At 34.4% G+C, this 25,235-nt stretch carries 18 protein-coding genes; 7 read left to right on the forward strand and 11 right to left on the reverse strand.

Annotation, left to right across the window (positions count from 1 at the left end):
- Window positions 1–28: 28 nt before the first annotated feature.
- The 5 genes from IRZ83_RS02625 to rpsF all read right to left on the reverse strand — a co-directional run bounded on the left by IRZ83_RS02625 (window position 29) and on the right by rpsF (window position 12,708).
- Window positions 29–9,712, reverse strand: coding sequence for a gliding motility-associated C-terminal domain-containing protein (locus IRZ83_RS02625; protein WP_194566653.1), 9,684 nt, complete (start codon window positions 9,710–9,712; stop codon window positions 29–31).
- Window positions 9,713–10,961: 1,249 nt separating this feature from the next.
- Window positions 10,962–11,435 carry a DUF6495 family protein gene (locus IRZ83_RS02630; RefSeq protein ID WP_194566655.1) on the reverse strand — a complete coding sequence of 158 codons (474 nt, stop codon included), beginning with the start codon at window positions 11,433–11,435 and terminating at the stop codon, window positions 10,962–10,964.
- Between the two features lie 122 nt (window positions 11,436–11,557).
- On the reverse strand, window positions 11,558–11,998 hold the full coding sequence (gene rplI, locus IRZ83_RS02635) for a 50S ribosomal protein L9 (RefSeq protein ID WP_194566657.1): 441 nt from the start codon (window positions 11,996–11,998) through the stop codon (window positions 11,558–11,560).
- 66 nt (window positions 11,999–12,064) lie between these two features.
- A complete protein-coding gene (gene rpsR / locus IRZ83_RS02640; RefSeq protein WP_002987043.1) occupies window positions 12,065–12,361 on the reverse strand; it encodes a 30S ribosomal protein S18 in 297 nt (98 codons plus the stop codon).
- Window positions 12,362–12,366: 5 nt separating this feature from the next.
- Window positions 12,367–12,708, reverse strand: a complete 342-nt coding sequence (gene rpsF / locus IRZ83_RS02645; RefSeq protein WP_029269562.1) for a 30S ribosomal protein S6 — start codon at window positions 12,706–12,708, stop codon at window positions 12,367–12,369.
- Window positions 12,709–12,884: 176 nt separating this feature from the next.
- Between rpsF and IRZ83_RS02650 the strand changes: the two genes are divergently transcribed.
- The gene (locus tag IRZ83_RS02650; RefSeq protein ID WP_029269560.1) at window positions 12,885–13,583 is read left to right on the forward strand and encodes a LytR/AlgR family response regulator transcription factor; all 699 of its coding nucleotides are present in this window, start codon (window positions 12,885–12,887) and stop codon (window positions 13,581–13,583) included.
- A 4-nt stretch (window positions 13,584–13,587) separates the two neighbouring features.
- Here the strand turns inward: IRZ83_RS02650 and priA are convergent, their stop codons facing one another.
- The 5 genes from priA to nadC all read right to left on the reverse strand — a co-directional run bounded on the left by priA (window position 13,588) and on the right by nadC (window position 19,112).
- Complete coding sequence (gene priA, locus IRZ83_RS02655; RefSeq protein ID WP_194566659.1) at window positions 13,588–16,035, reverse strand: primosomal protein N'; 2,448 nt, start codon at window positions 16,033–16,035, stop codon at window positions 13,588–13,590.
- A 26-nt stretch (window positions 16,036–16,061) separates the two neighbouring features.
- Window positions 16,062–16,805, reverse strand: coding sequence for a subclass B1 metallo-beta-lactamase (gene bla-B1-FLAV, locus IRZ83_RS02660; protein WP_194566661.1), 744 nt, complete (start codon window positions 16,803–16,805; stop codon window positions 16,062–16,064).
- A 16-nt stretch (window positions 16,806–16,821) separates the two neighbouring features.
- A complete protein-coding gene (locus tag IRZ83_RS02665; RefSeq protein WP_194566663.1) occupies window positions 16,822–17,250 on the reverse strand; it encodes a DUF2147 domain-containing protein in 429 nt (142 codons plus the stop codon).
- Window position 17,251: 1 nt separating this feature from the next.
- Window positions 17,252–18,175 (reverse strand): YihY/virulence factor BrkB family protein, encoded by a 924-nt coding sequence (locus IRZ83_RS02670; protein WP_194566665.1) that lies wholly within the window; start codon window positions 18,173–18,175, stop codon window positions 17,252–17,254.
- A 79-nt stretch (window positions 18,176–18,254) separates the two neighbouring features.
- Window positions 18,255–19,112 carry a carboxylating nicotinate-nucleotide diphosphorylase gene (gene nadC, locus IRZ83_RS02675; protein WP_194566667.1) on the reverse strand — a complete coding sequence of 286 codons (858 nt, stop codon included), beginning with the start codon at window positions 19,110–19,112 and terminating at the stop codon, window positions 18,255–18,257.
- Window positions 19,113–19,395: 283 nt separating this feature from the next.
- On the opposite strand from nadC, the gene IRZ83_RS02680 reads away from it, so the two are divergent.
- From IRZ83_RS02680 to rlmH, 6 genes are all read left to right on the forward strand, one after another.
- The gene (locus tag IRZ83_RS02680) at window positions 19,396–20,493 is read left to right on the forward strand and encodes a DNA alkylation repair protein (RefSeq protein ID WP_194566670.1); all 1,098 of its coding nucleotides are present in this window, start codon (window positions 19,396–19,398) and stop codon (window positions 20,491–20,493) included.
- A gap of 212 nt (window positions 20,494–20,705) precedes the next feature.
- Window positions 20,706–21,587, forward strand: a complete 882-nt coding sequence (locus IRZ83_RS02685) for a pirin family protein (protein ID WP_194566671.1) — start codon at window positions 20,706–20,708, stop codon at window positions 21,585–21,587.
- A 2-nt stretch (window positions 21,588–21,589) separates the two neighbouring features.
- Complete coding sequence (locus IRZ83_RS02690; protein WP_194566673.1) at window positions 21,590–21,985, forward strand: OsmC family protein; 396 nt, start codon at window positions 21,590–21,592, stop codon at window positions 21,983–21,985.
- A 6-nt stretch (window positions 21,986–21,991) separates the two neighbouring features.
- Window positions 21,992–22,276 carry a GNAT family N-acetyltransferase gene (locus tag IRZ83_RS02695; protein WP_194566675.1) on the forward strand — a complete coding sequence of 95 codons (285 nt, stop codon included), beginning with the start codon at window positions 21,992–21,994 and terminating at the stop codon, window positions 22,274–22,276.
- Window positions 22,277–22,509: 233 nt separating this feature from the next.
- Complete coding sequence (locus tag IRZ83_RS02700; RefSeq protein WP_194566677.1) at window positions 22,510–23,925, forward strand: adenosine deaminase; 1,416 nt, start codon at window positions 22,510–22,512, stop codon at window positions 23,923–23,925.
- Between the two features lie 90 nt (window positions 23,926–24,015).
- Window positions 24,016–24,489 carry a 23S rRNA (pseudouridine(1915)-N(3))-methyltransferase RlmH gene (gene rlmH / locus IRZ83_RS02705; protein WP_029269532.1) on the forward strand — a complete coding sequence of 158 codons (474 nt, stop codon included), beginning with the start codon at window positions 24,016–24,018 and terminating at the stop codon, window positions 24,487–24,489.
- Window positions 24,490–24,512: 23 nt separating this feature from the next.
- Here rlmH and IRZ83_RS02710 read toward each other — a convergent pair whose 3' ends face one another.
- Window positions 24,513–25,142 (reverse strand): hypothetical protein, encoded by a 630-nt coding sequence (locus IRZ83_RS02710; protein ID WP_194566679.1) that lies wholly within the window; start codon window positions 25,140–25,142, stop codon window positions 24,513–24,515.
- Between the last annotated feature and the right edge of the window lie 93 nt (window positions 25,143–25,235).

The raw sequence follows: 25,235 nt of genomic DNA on the forward strand, positions 1-25,235 counted from the left end.
AATTAATTAGATGATTAATTCAGTCTGCTTATCTCATTATAGATAACCATCCTTTTTTAACCGTTCCGTTTCCAATGTCTATCACATAAAAATAAGTACCTGTTGGCAACATATCTCCTCTATTTATAACTCCAGATACATTGGCAGTTCCGTTCCAATCATTTTCATAACCTTTTTTGCTGTATACTAATGCGCCATATCTATTGTATACTTTCAGCTCGTTGTTTGGATATGATTCGATACAATCAATTCTGAAAAGATCATTAGCTCCATCATTGTTTGGAGTGAATTCATTGTAAACTGTCAGACAAATTGGTTCAACAGAAGCTGAAGCCGTATTGTTGGCCGCATCTATATCTAAAGGAGTTGAAATTTCAATAGTTGCAACATTTAGATAATCACCACCTGGCAAGACTTCAGCAACAATTGTAAGTACTACGCTTTGTCCAGCATTTAGTGTTGGAATTGTCCAAAGTCCGGTTAATGGATCATAAGTCCCAGAAGTTGTACTTGTGCTTACTAAATCATATCCGCTAGGCAATAAATCACTTACAATAGTATTTATAATATTACCTTGTCCCACATTATTAACCGTTATCGTAAATGTTATTTCTTCACCAAAATTAGGCGTTGGATTACTAACTGTGTTTGTGATGGTTAAATCTGAACAGGTTGCCACGGTAACATTTAATGTTTTTGTTGTCGTTTCGTTACATGTATTAATATAAGTAACGGTAACTTTACCAGGCCCGATATCTGACCATGAAACTGTTACATTTCCATCTGCGGTTCCTCCGCCAGAAACAATTGTTCCGTTGGTAATTGACCATACATAATTTGATTTTCCATTTGCTATTGAATAAGTAACACCTTGGAAAACACATGGCGTATCGTCATTAGAAGTTATAGGAACCAAAGCATCGTTTTCAAAACTTACAGTTATTGCTAATCTAGTAGCGCTATCACAACCATTCGTTGTATTACTAAGGGCTCCAGCATAATACGTTGTAGCAATTAGCGGTGTATTTGCTGCTAACGGTGTACCGCCTGTAGCAGAAGCATACCAAACAACATTTGCTTCGTTTACCAAAATGTTTGCAATTGTTGGTGCTGCAGATAAACAGAATGTTTGATTTGTTCTAGGTGTTGTTATAACACTTGGCGTATTTACATTTACTGCAACTGCTAATCTAACAAGATTTTCACAACTAATTGCACTTGAAACAACTCCATAATAAGTTCCTGTAGCTAAAGGTGTAGTTGCTGGAATTGCTGTTCCTCCTGTTGCAGTAGTGTACCAAATTACGTTAGCTTCATTTACCTGAATATTGGCTACTGTTGGCGAATTTATCGAACAGAAGTTTTGAGTTGCATTATTAGTTGTTGGTGTTGGTGCCGGACTTGTAACAGTAACTGTTACCTGTAAACGAGTTGAGCTTTCACAGCCTGTTGTTGCATCTACAATATTTCCATAATAAATACCAGAAGTCAAAGCTGTAGTAGATGGAATTGCAGTTCCGCCTGTGGCACTGCTAAACCAAGTTACGTTGCTTTGGTTTACCTGAATACTTGCTATCGTTGGAGAAGCAGTTGTACAAAACGATTGTGCACTATTGTTTGTAGTAGGGTTTATTGTATTTCCTACTGTAACATTTATCTGCAATCTTACACTACTTTCACAACCAGTAGCTGGATCTTTTATAGCTCCATAATAAATCCCTGTTGCTAAAGCTGTTGTTGATGGAATTGCGGTTCCGCCTGTAGAAGCACTATACCAAACTACATTTGCTTCATTTACTTGAATACTGGCAACCGTTGGTAAAGTCCCTGAACAGAAAACTTGAGCTGTATTTGTAGTTGTTGGCTTAGCAGGATCTGTTATTGTAACTGCAACTTGTAATCTTGTTGTGCTTTCGCATCCTGTTATTGGATCTTTTATAGCTCCATAATAGGTACCAGCAGTTAAAGCTGTTGTTGACGCGAATGCAGTTCCTCCTATGGCTGCACTATACCAAACCACATTTGCTTCGTTAACTCGAATACTTGCAAATGTTGGTGCATTCACTAAACAGAAGTTTTGAGCTCCAACAGTTACCAATGTTGGTGTGCCTGGATCATTTACATTTACATTAACCTGTAATCTTGCAGCGCTTTCACAAGTTGTTGCTGGATCTTTTATTGCAGCAAAATAAACACCGCTTGTCAACGGTGTAGTCGAAGCTATGCTGTTTCCTCCAATTAAAGCATCATACCAAACGATATTTGCTTGGTTAAATTGAACACTTGCAAATGTTGGTGCATTCACTAAACAGAAGTTTTGAGTTCCTGCATTTACCAATGTTGGTGTGCCTGGATCATTTACATTTACAGTAACCTGTAATCTTGAAGCGCTTTCACAAGTTGTGATAGGATCTTTTATTGCAGCAAAATAAACACCGCTTGTCAAGGCTGTAGTCGAAGCTATGCTGTTTCCTCCTGTTAAGGCATCATACCAAACGATATTTGCTTGGTTAAATTGAACGCTTGCAAATGTTGGTGCATTCACTAAACAGAAGTTTTGAGTTCCAGCATTTACCAATGTTGGCGTACCTGGATCTGTTACACTAATCGTAACTTGTAATCTTGCCGCGCTTTCACAATTTGTGCTAGGATCTTTTATAGCAGCAAAATAAACACCGCTGGTCAAGGCTGTAGTTGAAGCTATGCTGTTTCCTCCTGTTAAGGCATCATACCAAACGATATTTGCCTGGTTAAATTGAACACTTGCAAATGTTGGTGCATTCACTAAACAGAAGTTTTGAGTTCCAGCATTTACCAATGTTGGCGTACCTGGATCTGTTACACTAATTGTTACTTGTAATCTTGCAGCACTTTCACAAGTTGTTGCTGGATCTTTTATTGCAGCAAAATAAACACCGCTTGTCAAGGCTGTAGTTGATGCAATGCTGTTTCCTCCTGTTAAAGCATCATACCAAACGATATTTGCTTGGTTAAATTGAACACTCGCAAATGTTGGTGCATTCACTAAACAGAAGTTTTGAGTTCCAGCATTTACTAATGTTGGCGTACCTGGATCAGTAATCGTTACTGTAACTAATAAACGAACTGAACTCTCACAACCCGTTAAAGCATCTTTTAATGCTGCAAAATACTGGCCGTTTGTCAATGATGTTGTTGGATTTAACGCAGTTCCACCTGCAGATAAAGTATACCAAACTACATTGGTTTCATTCGTTTGAAGATTAGCCACTGTCGGATTATTTACCAGACAGAATTCTTGTGTATTATCAATTGTTGTTGGCGTTAAAGGGTCTGTAATAGTTACTGTTACAGCTAATCTTACGGAACTTTCACAACCTGTTATATCTTTTATTGCTGCATAATAAATTCCGTTTGCTAATGCAGTTGTTGGGTCTAATGCAGTTCCACCTGCAGATAGAGTATACCAAACAACATTGGTTTCATTTGTTTGAAGATTAGCAACTGTCGGATTATTTACTAAACAGAAATCCTGTGTAGTATCATTTGTTGTTGGCGTTGCAGGATCTGTAATTGTAACTGTTACAACTGATCTTACAGAACTTTCACAACCCGTTGCGTCTTTTATTGCTCCATAATAAGTTCCATTTACTAATGCAGTAGTAGGATCTAGAGCTGTTCCGCCTGTTGCTGCAGTATACCAAACTACGTTGGCTTCATTTGCCTGTAAATTAGCCACTGTCGGATTATTTAAAAGACAGAAAACCTGATTGTTAAGTATTGATGTTGGCGTTGCCGGATCATTAACTATTACAGTCACGGCTTTTAATTCTCCGTTTTTATTCTGACAAGTAAAGTCGCTTGTTACTGCTACATAATAAGTAACAGGACTCATTGCTGTTGTTAAACCCGCAACGGTTAAAACTCCTGTAGTATTATTTACTGTATACGTTACAGCACCCACTGTACCTGTTGTAATAGGCTGAGTTTTATTAGCATCTAAGTACCAAAAGAAAACCGGATTTGCCAGTATGCTTGTTGGTGCCAATGTTGCAGCTGTATCATGACAAATAGAGGCATTATCTACTGTAATATCAGATTCAAGAGAACTTGGTAAAATAGTAAAGGTTACTTGTTTTCTATCTGCAGGTGCAGTTTCGCAATATTCAGTTGAACTAACTCCAACATAATAAGTGTAAGTTCCAGGAACTAATCCGTTTACATTTAATGTCGAAGCTGTTTCGCCAGGAATTAACTGACTTGTTGTACCATCAAAACTATACCAGGCATATACCGGGTTAGTAAGAGTTGGTGTAGCATTCAATACTGCATTTAAAGTTACCTGACCGTTTTCAGAACAAATTATTGTACCGTTTCCACCATTTATAGTTACGTTTGCGATAGCTGATGCCGGAGTGGTTGCTCTTACTGTAACAGTAACTTCACCTCTTTCCAAAGCTGGACAACCATAACGAATTGGCTGAATGTAATATTTATAAGTACCTGCTGCTAATGTTGCAGGAAGCGTGTATGTTTGACCTGTTGCAACTTGGTTTCCTCCTGATGGAGAATCGTACCATGCATAATCTGCACAATCTCTAACCGGAACGTCAAGTTTGATCTCGGCCCCGGGGCAGACTGTAACTGCATTTTTTGGATCTCCATCAGTAACTTTTGTATTGGTTACACGATCAATCGTATGAACTCTAAGCTGATCTAAAACATTTGCAGCTCCTCCCAAAGTAATAACAACTTTATCATATGGCTGTGTTTGAGGCGTAACAATTGTCACTGCCATAGTATCTCCAGAAAGCAGTTTTAATGTCAACAAATTACTATTACTTTGTATAGGTGTGCCTACTGGGATATTTCCAGAATACAGCTGAATAGTAAATCCGGTAAGTAAACCAACATTTAAAATTGTACCTGGTTTAGAAACTGTAATACGTAAACTATCTCCAACCATAGATGGTGTTCTAAAAGTAGCTGTTAGTTCTGCATTAGCAAGTACACCTACTCCATTAAACATGGTAGCATAAGTAGCAACATCTCCATCAGCAACATTGAAAGGATTAGAAACTCCAACAGTAGTTGTCAATGCTCCAACTCCTAAATCTTTTACCCCAGAGAAAACGTCTTCAATATCTCCCTGTCCACAAGCAATTTGTGTAACTTGTCTTTTATAATAAGCATCGTACACATTCACATTTTGTGCAACACTTAAAACAGATCCTAATTGTACTCTGATTCCGTCATAATCCTCAAGACCCGAAACATTAGAAGGAACAAATGTATATTCGAATGAATTTTGTCCTGGCAATAAGTTCAATAATGAACCCGATACGGTTTGTAAAGTTCCAATATCAATCGGATTATTAGCCCCGTCACGTTTAGTTCCAATTACAGAAAGACTTTGACCTACAGAAATTAAACTATTTTCTAAACCAAGTTTCACCGTTACAGCAGTTCCTTTAGGAATTGTTGTTGGCCATTGTAAATTTTGCCACGTTGTTCCAATACCCAAAAGTCCTAAACCTGTAGTTATGGTTGAATATGTACTTGGATTGCCATCCGCTCCTAAAGGTCCATTAGTAACCGTTCCGGTAACTACTGTTCCCGATAATTGAGAGTTAGCATAAACTCTTTCTAATAAAGAATCACAAGCAGCAGGATCAATAACACTAATGGTTACGGTTTGAGTCGTAGTACAGTTTCCGTTACTGGCAACGACTGTGTAAGTAAAAACTCCCACAGTATTAAGTGGTCCTGTACTGTTTGATGCCATTACATTTCCTTGTGGATTATACCAGGTAATAGTTCCGTTTGAAGTTGCACTTAATGTAACCGAATCGCCTTTTGCAACTGCAATTGAGCTTGTAACTCCTGTTAATGTTGGCAAAGGATTTACAGTTACTGCTACTGGAAGTCTAGACGATGGACAAGCTACACCAGTAGTTTGAGCCTGAATAAAATAGTTACCGTTAGCCAAAATATTTGAAGCAGCCACATCCGTAATTTGATTATTAGCTGAATCAAAGAAAGTATAAGTTGTATTTCCTGAAGTATCAAAATTTGTAATCGCATCTTGTAAGCTTGCTTTTGCACAGGCAGACAAATTAGGATTTACAGTTAATACCGAAGCGGCTGGATAATTTACAACAACTGCTTTTAAAGTTCCTGCAGTATTTTCACAAGTACCTCCATTTAGCACTGAAATATAATAAGTCGCAGCAGCAGTAAGTCCACTAACAGTTAATGCTCCAGTTGTAGCATCTATTGAATAAGTCACGCCTGAAACAGTTCCGTTTGTGATCGGCTGTACTTTATCAGAATCAAAATAATATCTAAATGTTGCTCCTGCTAAAGCAGATGTAGGAGCCAATACAACTTCTCCCGCACAAGATGCTGTTAAAGGGCTCGTAATTGTAATGTCTGCAGCCGTTGGAATTGGCAAGACAGTAATTGTTACTGGCTGACGAACACTGTTAATACAACCTCCACGAGTAGCTTGTAAATAATAAGTTGTTGTAACATTCAATGGACCGGTCGGATTAACACTAGGAACTAATGCTCCCCCAGTTGGCGAATCATACCAAGTATAAACTTCACCGCCTGTTGGAGTTGAAGTAGTTAGATTAGCAGTCCCTCCAGCACAAATTGGCGCTGTTGCCCCAGTAATTGTAGCATTTGGAAATCTGTATGATGCTTCATAAATATTTAAAGCAGTAAGTAATGTTGCACCTGCACCTCCTATACGAATTTCAATTCTATCAAATACAGCTGTGGCATTAAAAGTAGCTTTAAATTTATTTCCTGACAATAATTGCAAATTCAATAAATTACTAGTAAGAAATTGTCTGTCATTATTAAAAGTGCCACCATTATAAGTTGCTAAACTAATTCCGCCTCCTAGTGCAGAAACGTCTGCAAGTCCGTTTGGCAACTCTAGGTCAACTTCTATAATATCACCACTTTGTCCCAATGTAGGAAACAATAATTGTTGTTGTACATATGCTCCAATAGCAGCTACAGGAGTAAAAAGAGTTGTAGCGGTATTTATATCTCCATCAATAGAATTTAAAGGATTAGTTACTGTACATCCTACGCATAATGCAAATGGCGGTACTGCATCAAAAGCTGTTTGCTGTGTAATTGGCTTCAAACAACTACTCACAGTATTAATTACTATAACATTAATAGCAGCTCTTGTAGCGCTTGTACAATCTGAAGATGTCGCTCTAGCCTGTACATAAAATGTTGTGTTTGCTGTTAAAGGACTTGTTGTATAAGTACTTGCATTGGCTTGCAGAAGATTTCCTCCTGTTGGTGCATCATACCAATCATAAGCAATTCCTGCAGTAGTTGCAACTGATAAAGTAACAGTTTGACCTGACTGAATAATAACATTTGAAGCTGTAGGAACAGGTACTGAAGGTCTTGGATTAACAGTTACCGGAACCGCTGTACGAGTCGGACTTAAACAAGTTCCAATTACTGCTTCAACATAGTAAGTCGTAGGAGCTGTTAAACTTGGCGTTGTATAAGAAGTTCCAGTAGATAATAAGGTTCCACCAGTAGCTGCATCGTACCAATTATAAGTTGTGCCTGCAACTGGCGTTTGAATTGTTAATGTTGTTGATTCTCCACTACATAAATTTAGAGGAACAACATCAATCCCAACAGGAGCAACCGGATTGGATACCGTAATTGCAACAGGATTTCTTTCGCTGTTCACACATCCATTACGAGTAATTTCGGTATAATATGTTGTATTAGCAGTCAGTGAGGGAGTTGTATAAGCAGCAGTACTTGCTAATAACGTTCCTCCCGTTGCGGCGCTATACCAATTGATAGTTTCTCCAACTGCTAAATTTGCCAGCAAAGTGGTTGGTCCGGCACAAATATTTGTATTACCGGAAATGACAGGAGCTTTATATCTGTAAGTCGCCTGATAAATATCTAAACTTGTTAATACTGTTACTGTGGCTCCAAATCGAATTTCGACACGGTCAAAATTGGCTCCGGCAACAATACTGGCTCTAAATCTATTTCCACTAAGTAATTGTAAACTAACCAACGGATTATTAATAAAGACCCTGTCTCCATTATAGGTTGATCCATTATATGTTGCTAAGCTAACGCCTCCTAATAAAGAAACATCAGCAATTCCGCCTGGCAATGCTAATTCAACATCTACAATATCTCCCGCTTTTCCAGGATTATTAAATTGTAAAGTTTGCTGAATTGATCCGTTTAATAAACCAATTGGAAGAGTAAGTCTTGCAGATGTAGCGCTATTTCCGTCAACTGAATTATTTGGTGTTGTTGAAGAACAAAGTAAACAAAGTCCGTCTTGTGTAGTCACTTGACTGTTAGCTTCTAGGCAAGTTCCTAATGGATTTGCTAAAACAGTCACCGTCACAGGAGTCCTAGTCGTACTAACACATCCTCCCACACTGTTACGAGATTCTACATAATAGGTTTTACTTGCTGTTAAAATTGGAGTTGTAAAGGTATTAGAATCTCCTAATAATTTGACTCCTCCTGTTGGAACGTCATACCAGTCAAGAACAACACCAGCTTCCGATGTTGAAGCACTTAATGTTGCATTTTGTCCAGATAATATCGATACACTTTGCGTTAATATCGTTGCCGGTCCAGGAACTGGAGATGAAGTAACTGTAACCTGAGTACGCGCTGATCTACATGTACTAATTGCTGCATCTACGTAAAAAGTAGAAACACCAGTGGGTACAGTAGGCGTATATGTTGTACCTGTAGTTAAAGCTGTGCCCCCTGTTGCAACATTAAACCACGAATAAGTTGTTCCGGGAACCGGATTTACGACAGATAGTGTAGTTGCCTGAGTTGGTGTACTCGAACAAATCGCTGTTCCGCTACTACTAATTGTAGGCTGCACGGGATTGATAACATTAACAGTTACTGGCAAACGCTCGTCACTTTCGCAACCAACACTTCTTGAAGTGCTGACATAATAAGTAGTTGTGGTATTTAGCGCCGGAGTTGTAAAAGTACCAGTAGTTGAAAGCGCAGTTGTTGATGTTGGTGAATCATACCACGCAACAGTTGTACCTGTAGCTGCAGTTGCAGTAAGCGATGCAGTTTGACCTAAACATACTGACTGCGTTTGACCACCAGTAATAGTTGGTTGTGCAAATTGCAAACGTACATCATATATTCTCAAATTGGCGAGTAAACTAACAAGCCCTCCCACCTGAATCCGCACCTGGTTCGCATCAGCAGTCAGGGTGTATTTTACCACTGCCATTGTATCTCCTGCCAGTAATTGAATATTCAATAACGGACTGTTTAGTGCTACTGTAGGTCCGGTCGTTCCTGCAACACTGTTACGTGGCTGAATACTTGAATTAGATAATAAACCTACATCTAATAAAGAAGCGCTTGAACCGTAATACAGAACAATTTGGTCACCGGCTTTTGCCATTTGACCAAAAGTAACTGTTTCCTCAGCAAAACAAAGTACACCTAACGCATTCGTAAGTGTCGCGTACGTACTTGTACTCGCATCATATGCGAAAGTAGGATTATTGATTTCTGTAGAGCCAAGACAAACACCTCCTGAACTGGAAGTATGTGATGTAGGTCTACAAAAATTTTGTGCAAATGTATTATTGCAAAATAGCAATAAAAACAATAGTCCGAATAATCTCTTCTGATAGATGAGATCACAAAAAGTAAAAGTTTTTTTCATAATTTGGAAGATTAGAAAATGGACAATAAAATACCTGTTGCGATAAGCACGTATGCTTAGGCAATTTTAAAAAACGTTAATAATCAGCTACTTAAAATGAAATTTAAAAAACTAGTAACCTAAGACTTTAAACTACATTTCATTAAAAAAAATCATGTTGTATTGTGTACACCGAAGTATACAAAAGAGCACCATTTATTCTTCTTGAATAAAAAATGTCTCAAAACTTTTGGGGAATAGTGATCTGAATCAGCATTCCGAGTGGAGTGATTTGTTAGAGGCCTAATTTTCATAAAAGAAAATTTAAGTTAGCTAGAAATGGGGAATTCTAAAATATAGAGTATGTTTCAATATCTATAGAAAGTTGATTAGGCAATCTATGATTTTATCGTTTTAGAAAGTAATTCTAAAAATTGGAACATGAATTTTAAAAGATATTATTTAATACAAGAAAAATTAAACACAACAATACGTTTCATCAACCAACCACCAATCGGGGTCTGAAAATGAAAAGCTGACGTAATATTGCTTTTTTTGGAATACGTTAAAAGTTGAATGCAAATTAGATTCAAGAACCAATCTAATTTTATTTAATAATATAAATAATAAAGCTAAAATATTTTTAACACCTAATACAAAGTTGATAACGAGAGTAATTGTCAATTCCATAAGCAAACTAATTAAGTTATTTAAAAAATATTAAACTTCAATGTTGAAAAAAACATCTTACATTATTCGATTATCTTATTAAATATTTAAAGAAGAAATAGAACTCTGAAATTGTTTGTTTTTTAGAAAATCATCAAACATTTTGTTTAACCTTTCTTATTCTAAAATTAATTAAAATGAAATTATAAAACAAGCATAAAATTCTTATTTTTTCAATTCTAAAAAAATTAAAATGTTAAAATATAATTGGTCAACATCAGCAAATGCTAGAATTTTAACCTTAAAACGACTGTTAGAAATATCACAAAAAAAATTAATAAAATTTTAGTAAAATCTAATAATGTAACTATTAACCTACAAATACAACTAATAATTGACTTGAAAAAAGTTAAACAGAGAAAAAAAGGAAGGTAAGATGCTAATAATAAGGCAATAGTGCTAATTTTTTGCGTATTCGAAATAAATGCGTAGAATTACGGGGTAAAAAAAATTAAAAAGTTTAAACAAAAGTTAAAAACCTAAAAAAAGATAAACATTTTAACATCAATGACTTATCTTTTTTTAGGTTCATTTTTTCTAATTATGACTCGATAATTGTATTAATTTGTTTGAATAATTGTCCGTCACTTAAAAAAGCACCCTGCTGAATCAATTCAAAAATAGAAGTATTTCTGTCTTCAGTAAACACTTTCTTTCCTACTTTCATCTCTATCGTTTCAGTAAACATGTTATCACTTAGCCACTGCAAACCTTCTTTTGTCAAAAAGTCTGTTTCTGGAACCAACGATTTTAATACTATAGATTGTACATGACTTTCAAAACATTGAAATAAGAAAATATGATTCTTAGAGAAATGTTCTAAGAATTCTGCCCTAGATAAAACTCCTTCCCATATCAAATCAGAAAAAATATCAAGTTCTTGCTCAGCAACTTCTGGTTTGTTTATTTTAAGAGAATCCCATTCTGCTTTATCAATGGCTTGAGTAGCTAAAAAGCTTGCAAATTCTGCATGCAATTCATCAAATTGCTCTTTTGTTAATCTTGCGTATTTCATTTTTATTTGGCTTTATGCCTTACGCTATAAGCTACAGGCAAATAACTTTAATTTTATCTAATATTACTTTAAACAAAAAAATCCCGATTCGCATCGGGATTTTTATATAGTATTTCAAACTATTACTTTTCAGCGATAATTTCGTATGGTAAATCAACAATAACATCTCTGTGTAAACGGATGCTAGCAGAATATTTTCCAGTACGTTTTACGATACCACTAGTGATGAATTTTCTATCAATAGCGTTACCTGATTTTTCTAAAGCTTCAGCAATGTCGATGTTTGTGATAGAACCAAAAAGTTTCTCTCCACCAGCTTTTGCAGTAAGTTTAATTTCAAGAGCTTTTAAAGTTTCAGCTAATGCTTTAGCATCAGCAACAACTTTAGCTTCTTTATGTGCTCTTTGTTTTAGGTTTTCAGCTAAAACTTTTTTAGCAGAAGGAGTTGCTAATGCAGCAAAACCTTTAGGAATTAAAAAGTTACGACCGTAACCAGGTTTTACAGATACTACATCATCTTTAAATCCTAAGTTTTGTACGTCTTGTTTTAAAATAAGTTCCATGTTGTTGTCCTTATATTTTAGAAGTTAGGTTCTGCTCTAACAGAAACCAGCGACTAGAGTTTTTAATTATTTTAATAAATCGGCCACGTATGGCATTAAAGCTAAGTGACGAGCTCTTTTTACAGCTACAGAAACTTTTCTTTGGTATTTCAATGAAGTTCCAGTTAAACGACGAGGAAGAATTTTTCCTTGCTCGTTAACAAATTTCAATAAGAAATCAGCATCTTTATAATCGATGTATTTGATTCCTGATTTTTTGAAACGACAGTACTTTTTAGTTTTGTTAGTTTCAATGTTTAAAGGCGTTAAATATCTAATATCTCCGTCTTTTTTTCCTTTTGCAGATTGCTCTATTGTAGACATAATAATTAAGCTTTAGTAGATTTTAATTTTGCTCTTCTTCTTTCAGCCCAAGAGATAGCGTGTTTGTCTAAACTTACAGTTAAGAAACGCATAATTCTCTCATCACGTCTAAATTCAGTTTCAAAAGCGATTAGGACTTCTCCTGCTACTTTGTACTCAAATAAGTGATAAAAACCACTTTTTTTGTTTTGGATTTCGTAAGCCATTTTTTTCAGACCCCAATCCTCTTTCGATACCATTTCAGCTCCTCTGCTAGTAAGAAATTCTTCAAATTTCGTTACTGTTTCCTTCACCTGAACCTCAGATAAAACGGGATTTAAAATGAAAACAGTTTCATAATGATTCATAAATACAATATTTATTTGTTAAAATTGGGTGCAAAAGTAGTGAATAATTTTATATATACAACATAATTCTGCTTTTATTCGTCGTAAAGTAAAAAATACACGCTGACTTTAGTTTTTTTTGCAAAAAAATAATACATTTACTACTGCTATCCTGAATTTATTTTAAATTAAATGTTATGAAACTAAACTGTGTTGTTGTAGATGATAGTTCGATACAAAGGACAATTATTGCAAAATTAGTTAATAATCACCCAGGTTTGCACTTAATCGGGGACTTTTCTAATGCAATAGAAGCAAAAAGCTGTATATCTTTAAATAATATTGATTTAATATTTTTAGATATTGAAATGCCTGTTATTAACGGTTTCGACTTCCTTGACGGACTAAAATCTAAACCGCAGATTATATTTATTACTTCTAAAGCTGAATACGCTTTAAAAGCATTTGACTATGATGCTACAGATTACCTGCAAAAACCAATTGCTGTAGATCGTTTTAACGCTTCTGTTAAGAGAGCTATTGATATGCATTTGCTTAAAAAAGAAGTAAAAGAAGAAGAAGGCGAACATATCTTCATTAAAAGCAATCTTAAAAAACTTAAAATTTTCACAGCTAAAATCAAATGGATTGAAGCTTTTGGAGATTATGTAAGAGTAGTAACAGAAGATGACAGTAATTTGGTCCTTTCGACTATGAAATCTTTTGAAAATGATTTATCAAAAGAAAAATTTATTCGCGTACACAAGTCCTATATTATTAACATAGACAAAGTTGAACGCTTTAACAGTAAATTTGCCGAAATCGGAATCACTAAAATTCCGCTTAGCCGCAACAAAAAAGAAGATTTAGTCAAAGCATTGTCTACTTCATCTTAAATTATTAATAAAAATCGACATTCGCAATTACCTTTATAGCCCTATATTGAGCAACAGCTTCAAAACTATTCAACATTTTCTGAATAGTTTTTTTTGTATTTCCTAAATGAAGATTTTGAGGAATCTTAATCAAAATAGTTCTTATATATTCATTTCTTATTCTGCTGATCGCTGGTTCTTCCGGTCCTAAAACCGGCATATTCAAATTCTGGCTCAGTACCTGATACAGCCACATTGAACCTTCTTTTAATTTATCAAAATCGCGATGCTTTAATGTCAGTTTTATAATTCTGAAGTAAGGCGGATATTTATAGATTTGTCGGTCGTATAATTGCTCCTTATACATACCTATATAATTATGCGTTGTAACTTGCTGAATGGTATTATGATTTGGATTATAAGTTTGAATCACCACTTTTCCTTGTTTTTCTGATCTTCCAGCTCTTCCCGCCACTTGCGTCATCATTTGAAAACTGCGCTCAAATGCTCTAAAATCTGGATGATGCAGCATATTATCAGCATTCATAATTCCAACTAGACTTACATTATCAAAATCAAGACCTTTGGCCAGCATTTGCGTTCCCACCAAAATATCAATTTCTCTGTTTTTAAATGTATCTATAATTTTCTCAAATCCAAATTTGCCACGTGTGGTATCCTGATCCATTCTTCCTGTTTTAGCCTTTGGAAAAAGAGCGCTTAATTCTTGTTCTATTTGTTCAGTTCCAAAACCTTTCGTGGTTAAATCTATACTTGAACAACTATGGCAATGTGTTGGTTTTGCAATAGAATACCCGCAATAATGGCAACGCAGCTGATTTTTATGTTTATGAAAAGTCAGGCTCACATCGCACTGCTGACAATGCGGAACGTGTCCGCACGTTAAACATTCTATTATAGGCGAATATCCTCTTCTGTTTTGAAACAAAATAACCTGTTCGCCCAAAGACAAAGCTTCTGCAATTTCTTCAATTAAAAGATCACTAAAATGACCTGTCATTCTTTTCCTGAAATGTTTGTCTTTTAAATCAACTAAAACAACTTCAGGCATTCGAACATTATTATATCTTTCGGTAACGGTTACCAAACCATATTTATCAGTTTGTGTATTAAAGTAGGTTTCAATACTAGGTGTCGCAGATCCTAAAAGCACTTTTGCATTATGAAAATTAGCCAAAACAATTGCAGCATCTCGCGCGTGATATCTTGGCGCCGGATCTGTCTGCTTAAAAGTCTGCTCGTGTTCTTCATCGACAATAAGTAAACCTAAATCTTTAAAAGGCAAAAATAAAGCCGATCTTGCTCCTATTACAATTCGTGCTTTTTCTGAATTTTCAAGTGTTTGTCTCCACACTTCTACTCTTTCATTATTACTGTATTTAGAATGAAATACAGCAACCTTATCTCCAAAATGAAGTCGTAATCTTGAAACCAATTGTGTTGTAAGCGCGATTTCTGGCAACAGATACAAAACCTGTCTTCCTGTTGCTAAATATTCTTCAATTAACTTTATATAAATTTCAGTCTTACCGCTAGACGTAACACCATGAAGGAGACAAACTTCTTTTTCTGATAAGTTTTTTTTAATTTCATCAAAAGCTGTTTGCTGAGCCTCACTAAGTGTAAGTTTTTTTTCTGATTTTTCTCCATTAAATGAAACCCTATCATGCTGTAAATAATACTCTTCGAAAATTTCTTTTTCGATCAGAGCTTTCACAACTGTAGAAGTAGAATTCGAAACCTCAACCAATTTTTTAACCGTTATGGGCTTTTTTTCTGAAGCGCTTATTTGGAAATAAGCCATAACAATTTCCTTTTGTTTATTAGCGTTTTTAAGTACTTCCAGCAATTCTCCTAAACCTTGATCTGATTCGTATTTTGAATGTAATTTTACATAGCGAATCAGTTTTGGTTTATAGCTTTCTTTTATTTCTTCTTCTAAAACAATGATATCTTTTGCCATTAATTTTTGAAGAATAGGAAGGATATTTTTCTTGTTTAAAATCGAAATAATCTCCTGAACCTTAAGCGAACTTTGATGATGCAAAGCTTCAAAAATTAAGAACTCGTCATCAGAAAGCTCAGAATCATTTACAACAATTTCTGGCTTTCGCGAAATAATGGTTTCACTTTCTAATAATAATCCGGTCGGAAAAGCACCTCGATATACATCGCCAATACCACACATATAATAGTTTGCTACCCAAAGCCAATGTTTAATTTGAATTTCGGTAGCAATTGGTTTCTCGTCTAATATTTGATGAATCTCTTTGGCTTCATATAATTGTGGCGCATTTTCATGAATATCTAAAACAAGTCCTGTATAGATTTTATTTTTAATAGGCACCGCCACCCTCATTCCTTTTTTAATAAAATGAAATTCAGCCTCAGAAACACGATACGTAAGGGGTTTAACTAAGGAAAGCGGTAAAATAACTTCGACAAAAAACATGTAGATATTTTATAGGATTGGGAAAATTACTTTTTATTTGATGGTTTAGCCAAATATTCCTGAACCAATTTCAAAGTATGATGGAGAGATTCTGTATTTGTCCAATCTTCGTGACCCGGAATAATATATATGGGATTTTTAAATTTAGCCTGCACTTTTTTAATTGATTTCTCCCATTCTTTTACATCAGAATCAGCCAAATATCCTAAATCTTTCGCATCAGCGCTTTTTATAAAACAAGCTCCATAAAGTACTTTTTCTTTGTCAAACCAAACTATAATATTATCTGGAGCATGACCTTTTCCTGGATAATAAACCTGAAAAGTATATTGCCCCACAGTAAATGTCGTGTCATTTGGAATTACAAATTCGGCCCTTTTTTCGTTGTTCTTTTTAAGAATTTCATCTGTTAATTTTATAGTATAAGTTTTGATTCGTTTCTGTCGATAAAAATCCAATCCTCCGGCACGATCATCGTGAGAATGTGTAGCAAAACACATAACAACTTCTTTATTATGTTTTGCTTTAATACTGTCTAATAAAGGTTGAAACTGTGTTCGATCCCAGGGCGCATCAAACAGAACAACTCCTTTATCTGTAACTAAATACATGGCATTGGCAGAAATAAGCGTTCCATTATAATCATGAAACGTTTTATAAACATAAAAGTCACCTGTAAGATGACTTATTTGTAATGGCGAATTTTTAGATTGTCCAAAACTGGTTGAAAGCAGGACAAAGAATAAAATTATCGATGCTAATTTTCGCATGTGTATTTCAAAAAAATTAATTTTTCACTCTTGTCCAGTATTGTGTTCTTCCCATAATAGAAATTCCAACGTAACCGCGAAGTTTTAATTTATCAGCAGATTCTAATGAAATATAACATTTGTATTTTTTTCCGTTTGTAGGATCTAAAATACTTCCGTCATTATATTCGGATCCGTCCTTTTTAAGTCCGTTTATAATAATCATCCCTAAAATTGGTTTATTTTTATCTGCTCCATCACATTTAGAACACAAATCTTTTTTATGACTTTCACGAAGTATCTCTACCACTTTTCCATAAATTTTTCCTGACTTTTCGTAAATCTCTACTACTGATTTAGCCTCACCTGTTTCATCGTCAATTGTTTTCCATTTCCCAACAACACTTTGAGCCTGAGTACTCAAAGCAAAGAAAAAAACACCAATCGTTAACATCCAATTTTTCATATTATTTATTTTTTTTTTGTTTTAATTTTCTGATAGAAGCGTTCAATTCGAACCCTAAAAGCAGAATCATACAGTTAATCCAAATGTAAAACATTAGAATTAATAATGTGCCAATAGAACCATAAAGTTCGTTATATTTTGAGAATTTTATAACCCAAATCCCAAAAAAGAACGAAGATATAACAATTAAGATCGTTGTAAAAACAGATCCGATGCTGATAAAAGGTACTTTATTATACTGTTTTGTACCATAACGCAATAATATTGAAGATGTTATCAGAATCATTAAAATAACAAACAAATATCGGCCCAAAATTATCAGCGGTATACGATCACTTAATACATCCTGAATAATCGTCTTCTGAATAAAGACCTCAAATACCACAATCGTCGCCACTGTCACAAACAAAATAATGGTCATAAGAAGCGAAATTGCAAGTGCTACTAAATACTGGCTAAAAAAACCACGTTTATCAAATACATGTTTTGATGATTCAAAACCGCTCAGAATTCCGTTAATACCATTTGCCATCAAAAAAATCGAAAGCAAAAATCCAGATGATAATAATCCAGAGTGACTGTTATTTAAAATATCACTGATAATTTTACTGATTGCATCATATGTATTTGGCGGTACTCCTTGTTGTACAAACTGAAGAAAATCGGCCTGAAATCCTTCTATTGGAATAAAAGGAATTAAGTTTAAAATAAATAATGTAAAAGGAAACAGAGCCATAAAAAAGCTAAACGAAACGGCGCTGGCATGATACGAAAAGGCACCTTCGAGAATTCCGAGTGTGTACATTTCGAGTAAATCATACAACGAAAAACCCTCTAGCCAAGGCAATTTTATTTGCTTAAAAAAACGAGCTGCAGAACGTAATGCCGGAATTTTTTCAATCCGATCTTCTATTTCTTGAGACATATTTTTAGATTTTTAGACTTCTTAGAGGTTAGACTTCTTCGACTTTTAAATTAATAATTGATCATTTACAATTAACAATTTAAAACGCTTTTAAGCTCAAATCCATGTTATGAATTGAGTGCGTTAAAGCTCCAGATGAAACATAATTTACGCCACAAAGTCCATATTCACGAAGTGTTTTTTCATTGATATTTCCTGAAGATTCTGTCTGGCATTTTTTACCAATCAGCGCGACTGCTTTTTTAGTATCTTCATAATTAAAGTTATCAATCAAAATTCTGTGAACTCCGTCACTTAACAAAATTTCACGAATTTCATCTAAGTTTCTAGCTTCAACAATAATCTTTAAATCAAGATTATTGGCTTTCAAATATTCTTTGGTTTTCTTTATCGCTAATGTAATTCCTCCAGCAAAATCAATATGATTGTCTTTCAGCATCACCATATCATAAAGTGCATAACGGTGGTTCTCTCCTCCTCCTATTTTTACTGCCCATTTTTCAGCCGCTCTAAAATTTGGAGTTGTTTTACGTGTATCTAAAATTTTCGCACCAGTTCCTTCTAAAAGCTGTGCATATTGATTGGTTTTTGTTGCAATAGCCGACATTCTTTGCATGGTATTTAAAACCACTCTTTCCGCCTTTAAAATAGATTGCGAACTTCCTGAAACCTCAAAAACAACTTCGCCATATTCAACATGTGTTCCGTCTTGTATAAAGGTTTTTACCTTTAATTTTGGATCTACATATTCAAAAATCATTTTTGCAAGCTCTACACCTGCTATAATTCCTTGATCTTTTACTAATAATTTTGCTTGTCCGTGCGCCGTATCCGGAATACATGCCAGCGAACTATAATCGCCCGGGCCTACATCTTCGCGAATTGCATTACTGATTAATAGTTGTAATTCGGTTTGAAATTGTACTTCGCTAATCATTTTTCTTAATTTTTATAAGATGCTAAAGTAGGATTTATTTTGGGGATTTGAAAGTTTCCTTTCTGTGAAAAATTCCTTAAGAGTAAAAAAATGAATCCAAATTATAAGGAAAAGGTTTATTTTTTTAAACGTATAGCAACATAGGCCTTCAGTTCTGTGAAAAGGTGTTTCACTTGCGTTAATTCACATAGCAGATGTATATACCATCTATTAAAATTTCCTATACAATCTATAATTTTAATTAGAAACATTAAATACCTTTGAAGTTCATTCAAATAAAATCATGGGATTAATTAAAGATATTTACTCGGTTTCTTTTTACGAAAAATTGGGTCAGGCTGTCGCCGAAGTGCATCCTTCTTTCAATAAACAAAAATTTATTGAAGCCGTTTATGAAGGTGATTTTGCTCAAAAAGAATGGAAAGAACGAATGAAACATACAACAATTGTATTTCATCAATTTATGCCTGAAAACTTTACTGAGGCCATTTCTTTAATTGACAAAACCATTCAGAAACTTAAAAACAAGTTTACAGAAGGTAATTTGGCGTTCATATTCTTCGCTGATTATATCGAAATATACGGAATAGATGATTTTAAAACTTCGGCTAAAGCGTTTGTTTCAATTACTCAATTTATAAGTTGTGAATTTGCGGTTCGTCCATTCATATTAAAATATAAAGAAAAAATGATCGATGAAATGATTAAATGGTCGTTGCATGAAAATCATCATGTTCGAAGATTAGCCAGCGAAGGTTCACGTCCTAGATTACCTTGGGCAATGGCAATTCCGTTTTTGAAAAAAGATCCAGCTTCTATTTTGCCAATTTTAGAAAATCTAAAAAATGATCCTTCAGAATATGTGCGCAGAAGCGTTGCTAATAACTTAAATGATATCGCTAAAGATAATCCGCAGATTGTGTTAGAAATTGCCTCTAAATGGAAAGGCTGTAGCAAAGAAACAGATGCCATTATAAAACACGGCTCTCGAACTTTATTAAAACAAGGTCATCCAGAAATTTTAAGTCATTATGGTTTAGAGAGTACCAATATTGAGCTTTCATCTTTTGAAATTAAAACACCAATCGTGAAAATTGGAGATTATCTGCAGTTCCAATTTCATTTAAATAATAAAAACCCAGAACCAAAAAACATTCGTTTAGAATATGCGGTTCATTATAAAAAGGCAAAAGGACATTTGGCTAAAAAAGTTTTTAAAATCAGTGAGAAAAGCTATCAGCCAAATCAATTAATTAAGGTTGAAAGAAATCAATCTTTTAAATTGATTACAACGAGAGTTTTTCATATTGGAAATCATCAACTTTCGATTATTATTAATGGAAAGGAGAGCGAAGTTTTAGAGTTTGAATTGATTGATTGATTAAATGGAGCGAATTCTCATTTTTTTTCATTCCGATCCCGAAGCCTCGGGATCGGAATCACAAAACGACTATATAATAAAGTACTATTTGAATTATTCGACATTTTCCTTACTTTTATAGATAATACAAATAACAGCTTTTCTTAACCTAAATTAAGTTACAGATTACTATCGCAACTGTAATTTTGTTTTCAACTAAAATTATAATAACCATGTCAAATATCAGTTTAATTATCGAAGAGCGTGCAGCCAATATCGGCAACTTTATGGTAGGCCGTTTATTGCCTTTCCGTGAAAAAAGAGCTGTGGGTCCATTTGTATTTATTGATCATATGGGACCAGCACATTTAAGTGATCATGAAAATATGGACGTTCCTCCACATCCGCATATCGGACTTTCGACTCTTACTTTTTTGTTTGAAGGAAGTATCATGCACCGCGATAGTTTAGGAACTGAACTAGAAATAAAACCTGGCGCTGTAAACTGGATGACAGCCGGAAAAGGAATTGTTCACTCTGAAAGAACCCCTGAATATTTAAGACATTCAGACAAAATGCTACACGGATTGCAGATTTGGGTGGCCCTTCCTAAAGATTTGGAGCAAATGGATCCGAATTTTACACATGTAGAAGCAGATGATATTCCGGCTTGGGAAGAAGACGGCGTTTTGTATAAATTAATTGCGGGAGAAGCTTTTGGTAAAAAATCGCCAGTTCCTGTTTACAGTCCACTATATTTTATTGAAATTAAAAGTACTGAAGCCAAGAAAATCAATATCGGACACCACTTATTCGGCGAAAGCGGTTTATATATTTTAGAAGGAAGCATTAAAAGCGGTGAACACGTTTACGATCCGAAACAGATTTTAATTACAAATGACAGCACACTTTGTGAGTTTGAATTAGCTGCAAATTCTACCGTCTATATCTTTGGAGGAACGCCGTTTCCTGAAGAACATTTTATCTTTTGGAATTTTGTCTCCTCGGATAAAAACCTAATCGAAAAAGCCAAAAAAGACTGGACAGAACAAACTTTCCCGAAAGTTCCCGGCGAAACTGAATTTGTGCCTTTACCTGAACCAAGAATCAAATAAATATGGATACAATAGCAGCAAAAATCGATACACGTTTGTATCGAACGGAAATAGAATCAGCAAGCGGCAATATTTTAATTGCAGATGAACCTCAGGAAATTGGAGGGAAAAATTTAGGACTTAATCCGTCAGAACTTTTGGCAGCATCATTAGCTTCCTGCACCATAATCACTTTGCGAATGTACATCAATCGCAAACAATGGGAGGTGTCAGAAATTAACATCAAAATTGATTTTGAAAGAGATGCTGATCGAAATGTGGCCTTATTTAGCAGAAAAATAGAAGTTATCGGCGATATCAATGAAGAACAAAGACAACGTTTAGAGACCATTGCCAACAGCTGCCCAATACACAAAGTATTAGTGCATTCAATAGAAATTAAAACAACCTTATTATAAATCAACATGGAAGTAAAACAAATAAACGATATAAAAAAAGGCTATTTTGAAGCCATAGAAGAGGGAAAAGAAGCAGGTAAAATGACTTATACTTGGGCAGGAGATTCTAAATTTATCATCGACCATACCGAAGTAAATGAAGAGTTTAGCGGAAAAGGTGTTGGCAAAAAATTAGTTCTCGCAGCAGTAGATTACGCTAGAAGTAACAATTTAAAAATTATCCCGCTTTGTCCTTTTGCAAAAAGTGTTTTTGATAAGAATGAAGATATTAGGGATGTATTGTTTTCGTAAGACGCTAAGGTTCTAAGTTGCTAAGATTATAAGTTTTTTTACCGCAAAGCACACAAAGAATTACGCAAAGTTCGCAAAGTTTTTCAGGCAAAGCTTTGCGAACTTTTGCGTTTATATTAAGCTATGTCTGGGATAAAACCTTGCGTTCTTTGCGGTAAAAATCACCATAATCAAAATCAATTTTCAAATCTCCTCCAAAACTCTTACATTTGCATGTAATTTAAACTTAGAGTATGACGAGGATAATTACACTTTTCTGTTTTTTTATAGCACAAATCGGCTTTTCTCAAACAGCTGAAAATTATTTAGAAAAAATAAGAAATAATGAAGCTCTCTTAACAGCTTTTTTTCAACAAATGCCAAAAGGCGGCGATTTACATCACCATTTTTCAGGATCTATTTATGCAGAACCTCTTTTAGAAAGAGCAATTGCTGAAGATTTTTATCTTAATTTAGAAACTATGCAAGTTTCGAAAACTAAACCTGCAAAAGGCAACTGGCAAACATTCTCCTCTCTTAAAGAGGAAGGAAAACTGGCTTTTTACCAACAGCAAGTAATGCAGACGTGGTCAGTTAAAGATTATAACGGTTCTGTACCTTCAGATGATCAGTTTTTTGACTCTTTCCAGAAATTCGAGCCTACTATAAAAGGCCATTTTGCAGAAGGAATGCTCGAATTAAAAAAGCGTGCCATTGCAGAAAACGTCAGTTATATCGAAACGCAATTCTCTACAATTCCGTGTGATATGAATGTTTCAGATTTGAGTGATTTTAATACAAAATTACGCCAAGCTTCTGCAAAAAAAGATGAAAAAGCAGTACTTAAACTTTTAGACGAACTGTACAAATCTATTCAGCAAAAAGACGCTAAAAAATACGCTTTAGATTTCAATACTAACTTCATCGCAAAACTGCATAAAGACTTAAAGATTGATGACGAAAAATTCACTATGCGTTATCAAAATTTTGTACTTCGGTTTATGGATCCGGTTGATTTATTCAAAAACCTGACAATTGCTTTTATTTCTGCAAACGACAGCAAATTGGTTGCTGGCGTAAATATTGTTTCTCCGGAACATGGCGAAACTTCTATGAAAGATTATTGGCTTCATATGGTGATGTTTAAATATTGTCACTCGAAATTTCCAGATATAAAATATACGCTTCATGCCGGAGAACTGACTTTAGGTTTGGTACAGCCAGAAGATTTGACTTGGCACATTAATGACGCGATCTATATTGCAGGTGCTAAAAGAATTGGGCACGGAGTTGATATCGCATACGAAGCAAATTCGTATGATTTATTGAAATATATGTCAAAAAATAATATTCCGATTGAGATTAATTTAGCAAGCAACGAATTTATTTTGAAAGTAAAAGAAAACAGACATCCGTTTACGCTTTATAAAGAATTTAATGTTCCAATTGTCATTAGCACAGACGACGCCGGAATTTTAAGAAGCAATATGACAGAACAATATGTTTTATTAGCCAAAAGATATCCTGATGTTTCGTATGCCATTATTAAGCAATATGTTTATAACAGTATCAATTATAGTTTTATTCAGGATGAAGCGGTTAAAAAACAATTAATCAAAGATCTTGATAATCGTTTTAAAACTTTTGAAGCGAAATTTTCTAAAAATTAAACTCTAAGCCTAACAGGTTTTTATAACCTGTTAGGTTTGTCCATATCTATAAAAAATAAAATTTGTGTAATTAGTGGCAAAAAAATAAATATGAATATCAAACTCATCGCCATAGGCAAAACAGATAATAAATCGCTTCAAACTTTGATTGACGATTATACAAAGCGTTTGTCGTTTTACATTAAATTTGATTTAGAGATTATTCCAGATATTAAAAACGTCAAAAACCTATCTGAAAGTCAGCAAAAAGAAAAAGAAGGCGAATTGATTTTGTCGAAACTAACGCCAACAGATCAATTGATTTTATTAGATGAAAACGGAAAAAATTTCTCAAGCGTTGGTTTTTCTGAAGAATTACAAAAGAAAATGAATTCCGGAATCAAAACCTTGGTTTTCGTAATTGGCGGTCCATACGGATTCTCTGATACGGTTTACAGCAAAGCGCAAGGGAAAATTTCGCTTTCGCTGATGACGTTTTCGCATCAAATGGTTCGTTTATTTTTTATCGAACAATTGTATAGAGGATTTACCATTTTACGAAATGAACCTTATCATCATCAATAAAGATTTTGTTTCAGTTTTGAGAACTAAAAAATGAATTCTTTTGGAATTTCGTCATTATAAGAATCAAGTTTTTTAAATAATATTTTATTTTGAATATATTCCTGATAGCTCATATTTTTATCAAACAGCAAATACACTTTGGGTTTTACAAAAAAAGCGATACGGCTAATATGTTCTAAGGTTTCTTCTTTTTTAGTTTCTTCGTTATTCACCAAAACAATATTACTTCCTTTCTTAAAATAAATTACTAAATCGCCTGTTGTAGGTTTTTCCATTGCGTAATACACTTTCGTGAAAGGCAAAAAGGCTAAATTTTTTCCAACAGAATCAGCATACGAATAATAATTTTCGGCTTTTTCATTTTTGTGGGCACTTTCACCACGTTTTTTTTCCTGAAGTTTTATTATCTCAGGAATAACCAATCTCAAAGGCAAACGTTTGTCAATATTGAAAATCCAATTGGTTGAAATTATGCTGTTTTTGCGATTCACATCGGCGATTGTATCTTTTCCTTCAATTTTAAAAAAGATGTAAATTGGCGAAAGATCTTGTACATCTTTTACAATTGTGACATTTGATTTTGGAAGTAAAACGTCTTCTTTACTTGCACAGGAAAAAAGAAGGAAAGCGATAATCAAAGTAAAGTATTTCATTTTTTTTATTTTTTTATTTTTTTATTTTTTTATTTTATAACACAAAGTATGTCATTTCGACGAAGGAGAAATCACACTCGAAACTCGACAAGA

The sequence above is a fragment of the Flavobacterium sp. JLP genome (genome assembly GCF_015350755.1).
Classification (GTDB): Bacteria; Bacteroidota; Bacteroidia; order Flavobacteriales; family Flavobacteriaceae; genus Flavobacterium.

Coding starts and splice junctions, on each gene's coding strand:
- IRZ83_RS02625 (WP_194566653.1), bottom strand. CDS start 9,712: ATGAAAAAAACTTTTACTTTTTGTGATCTCATCTATCAGAAGAGATTA.
- IRZ83_RS02630 (WP_194566655.1), bottom strand. CDS start 11,435: ATGAAATACGCAAGATTAACAAAAGAGCAATTTGATGAATTGCATGCA.
- rplI (WP_194566657.1), bottom strand. CDS start 11,998: ATGGAACTTATTTTAAAACAAGACGTACAAAACTTAGGATTTAAAGAT.
- rpsR (WP_002987043.1), bottom strand. CDS start 12,361: ATGTCTACAATAGAGCAATCTGCAAAAGGAAAAAAAGACGGAGATATT.
- rpsF (WP_029269562.1), bottom strand. CDS start 12,708: ATGAATCATTATGAAACTGTTTTCATTTTAAATCCCGTTTTATCTGAG.
- IRZ83_RS02650 (WP_029269560.1), top strand. CDS start 12,885: ATGAAACTAAACTGTGTTGTTGTAGATGATAGTTCGATACAAAGGACA.
- priA (WP_194566659.1), bottom strand. CDS start 16,035: ATGTTTTTTGTCGAAGTTATTTTACCGCTTTCCTTAGTTAAACCCCTT.
- bla-B1-FLAV (WP_194566661.1), bottom strand. CDS start 16,805: ATGCGAAAATTAGCATCGATAATTTTATTCTTTGTCCTGCTTTCAACC.
- IRZ83_RS02665 (WP_194566663.1), bottom strand. CDS start 17,250: ATGAAAAATTGGATGTTAACGATTGGTGTTTTTTTCTTTGCTTTGAGT.
- IRZ83_RS02670 (WP_194566665.1), bottom strand. CDS start 18,175: ATGTCTCAAGAAATAGAAGATCGGATTGAAAAAATTCCGGCATTACGT.
- nadC (WP_194566667.1), bottom strand. CDS start 19,112: ATGATTAGCGAAGTACAATTTCAAACCGAATTACAACTATTAATCAGT.
- IRZ83_RS02680 (WP_194566670.1), top strand. CDS start 19,396: ATGGGATTAATTAAAGATATTTACTCGGTTTCTTTTTACGAAAAATTG.
- IRZ83_RS02685 (WP_194566671.1), top strand. CDS start 20,706: ATGTCAAATATCAGTTTAATTATCGAAGAGCGTGCAGCCAATATCGGC.
- IRZ83_RS02690 (WP_194566673.1), top strand. CDS start 21,590: ATGGATACAATAGCAGCAAAAATCGATACACGTTTGTATCGAACGGAA.
- IRZ83_RS02695 (WP_194566675.1), top strand. CDS start 21,992: ATGGAAGTAAAACAAATAAACGATATAAAAAAAGGCTATTTTGAAGCC.
- IRZ83_RS02700 (WP_194566677.1), top strand. CDS start 22,510: ATGACGAGGATAATTACACTTTTCTGTTTTTTTATAGCACAAATCGGC.
- rlmH (WP_029269532.1), top strand. CDS start 24,016: ATGAATATCAAACTCATCGCCATAGGCAAAACAGATAATAAATCGCTT.
- IRZ83_RS02710 (WP_194566679.1), bottom strand. CDS start 25,142: ATGAAATACTTTACTTTGATTATCGCTTTCCTTCTTTTTTCCTGTGCA.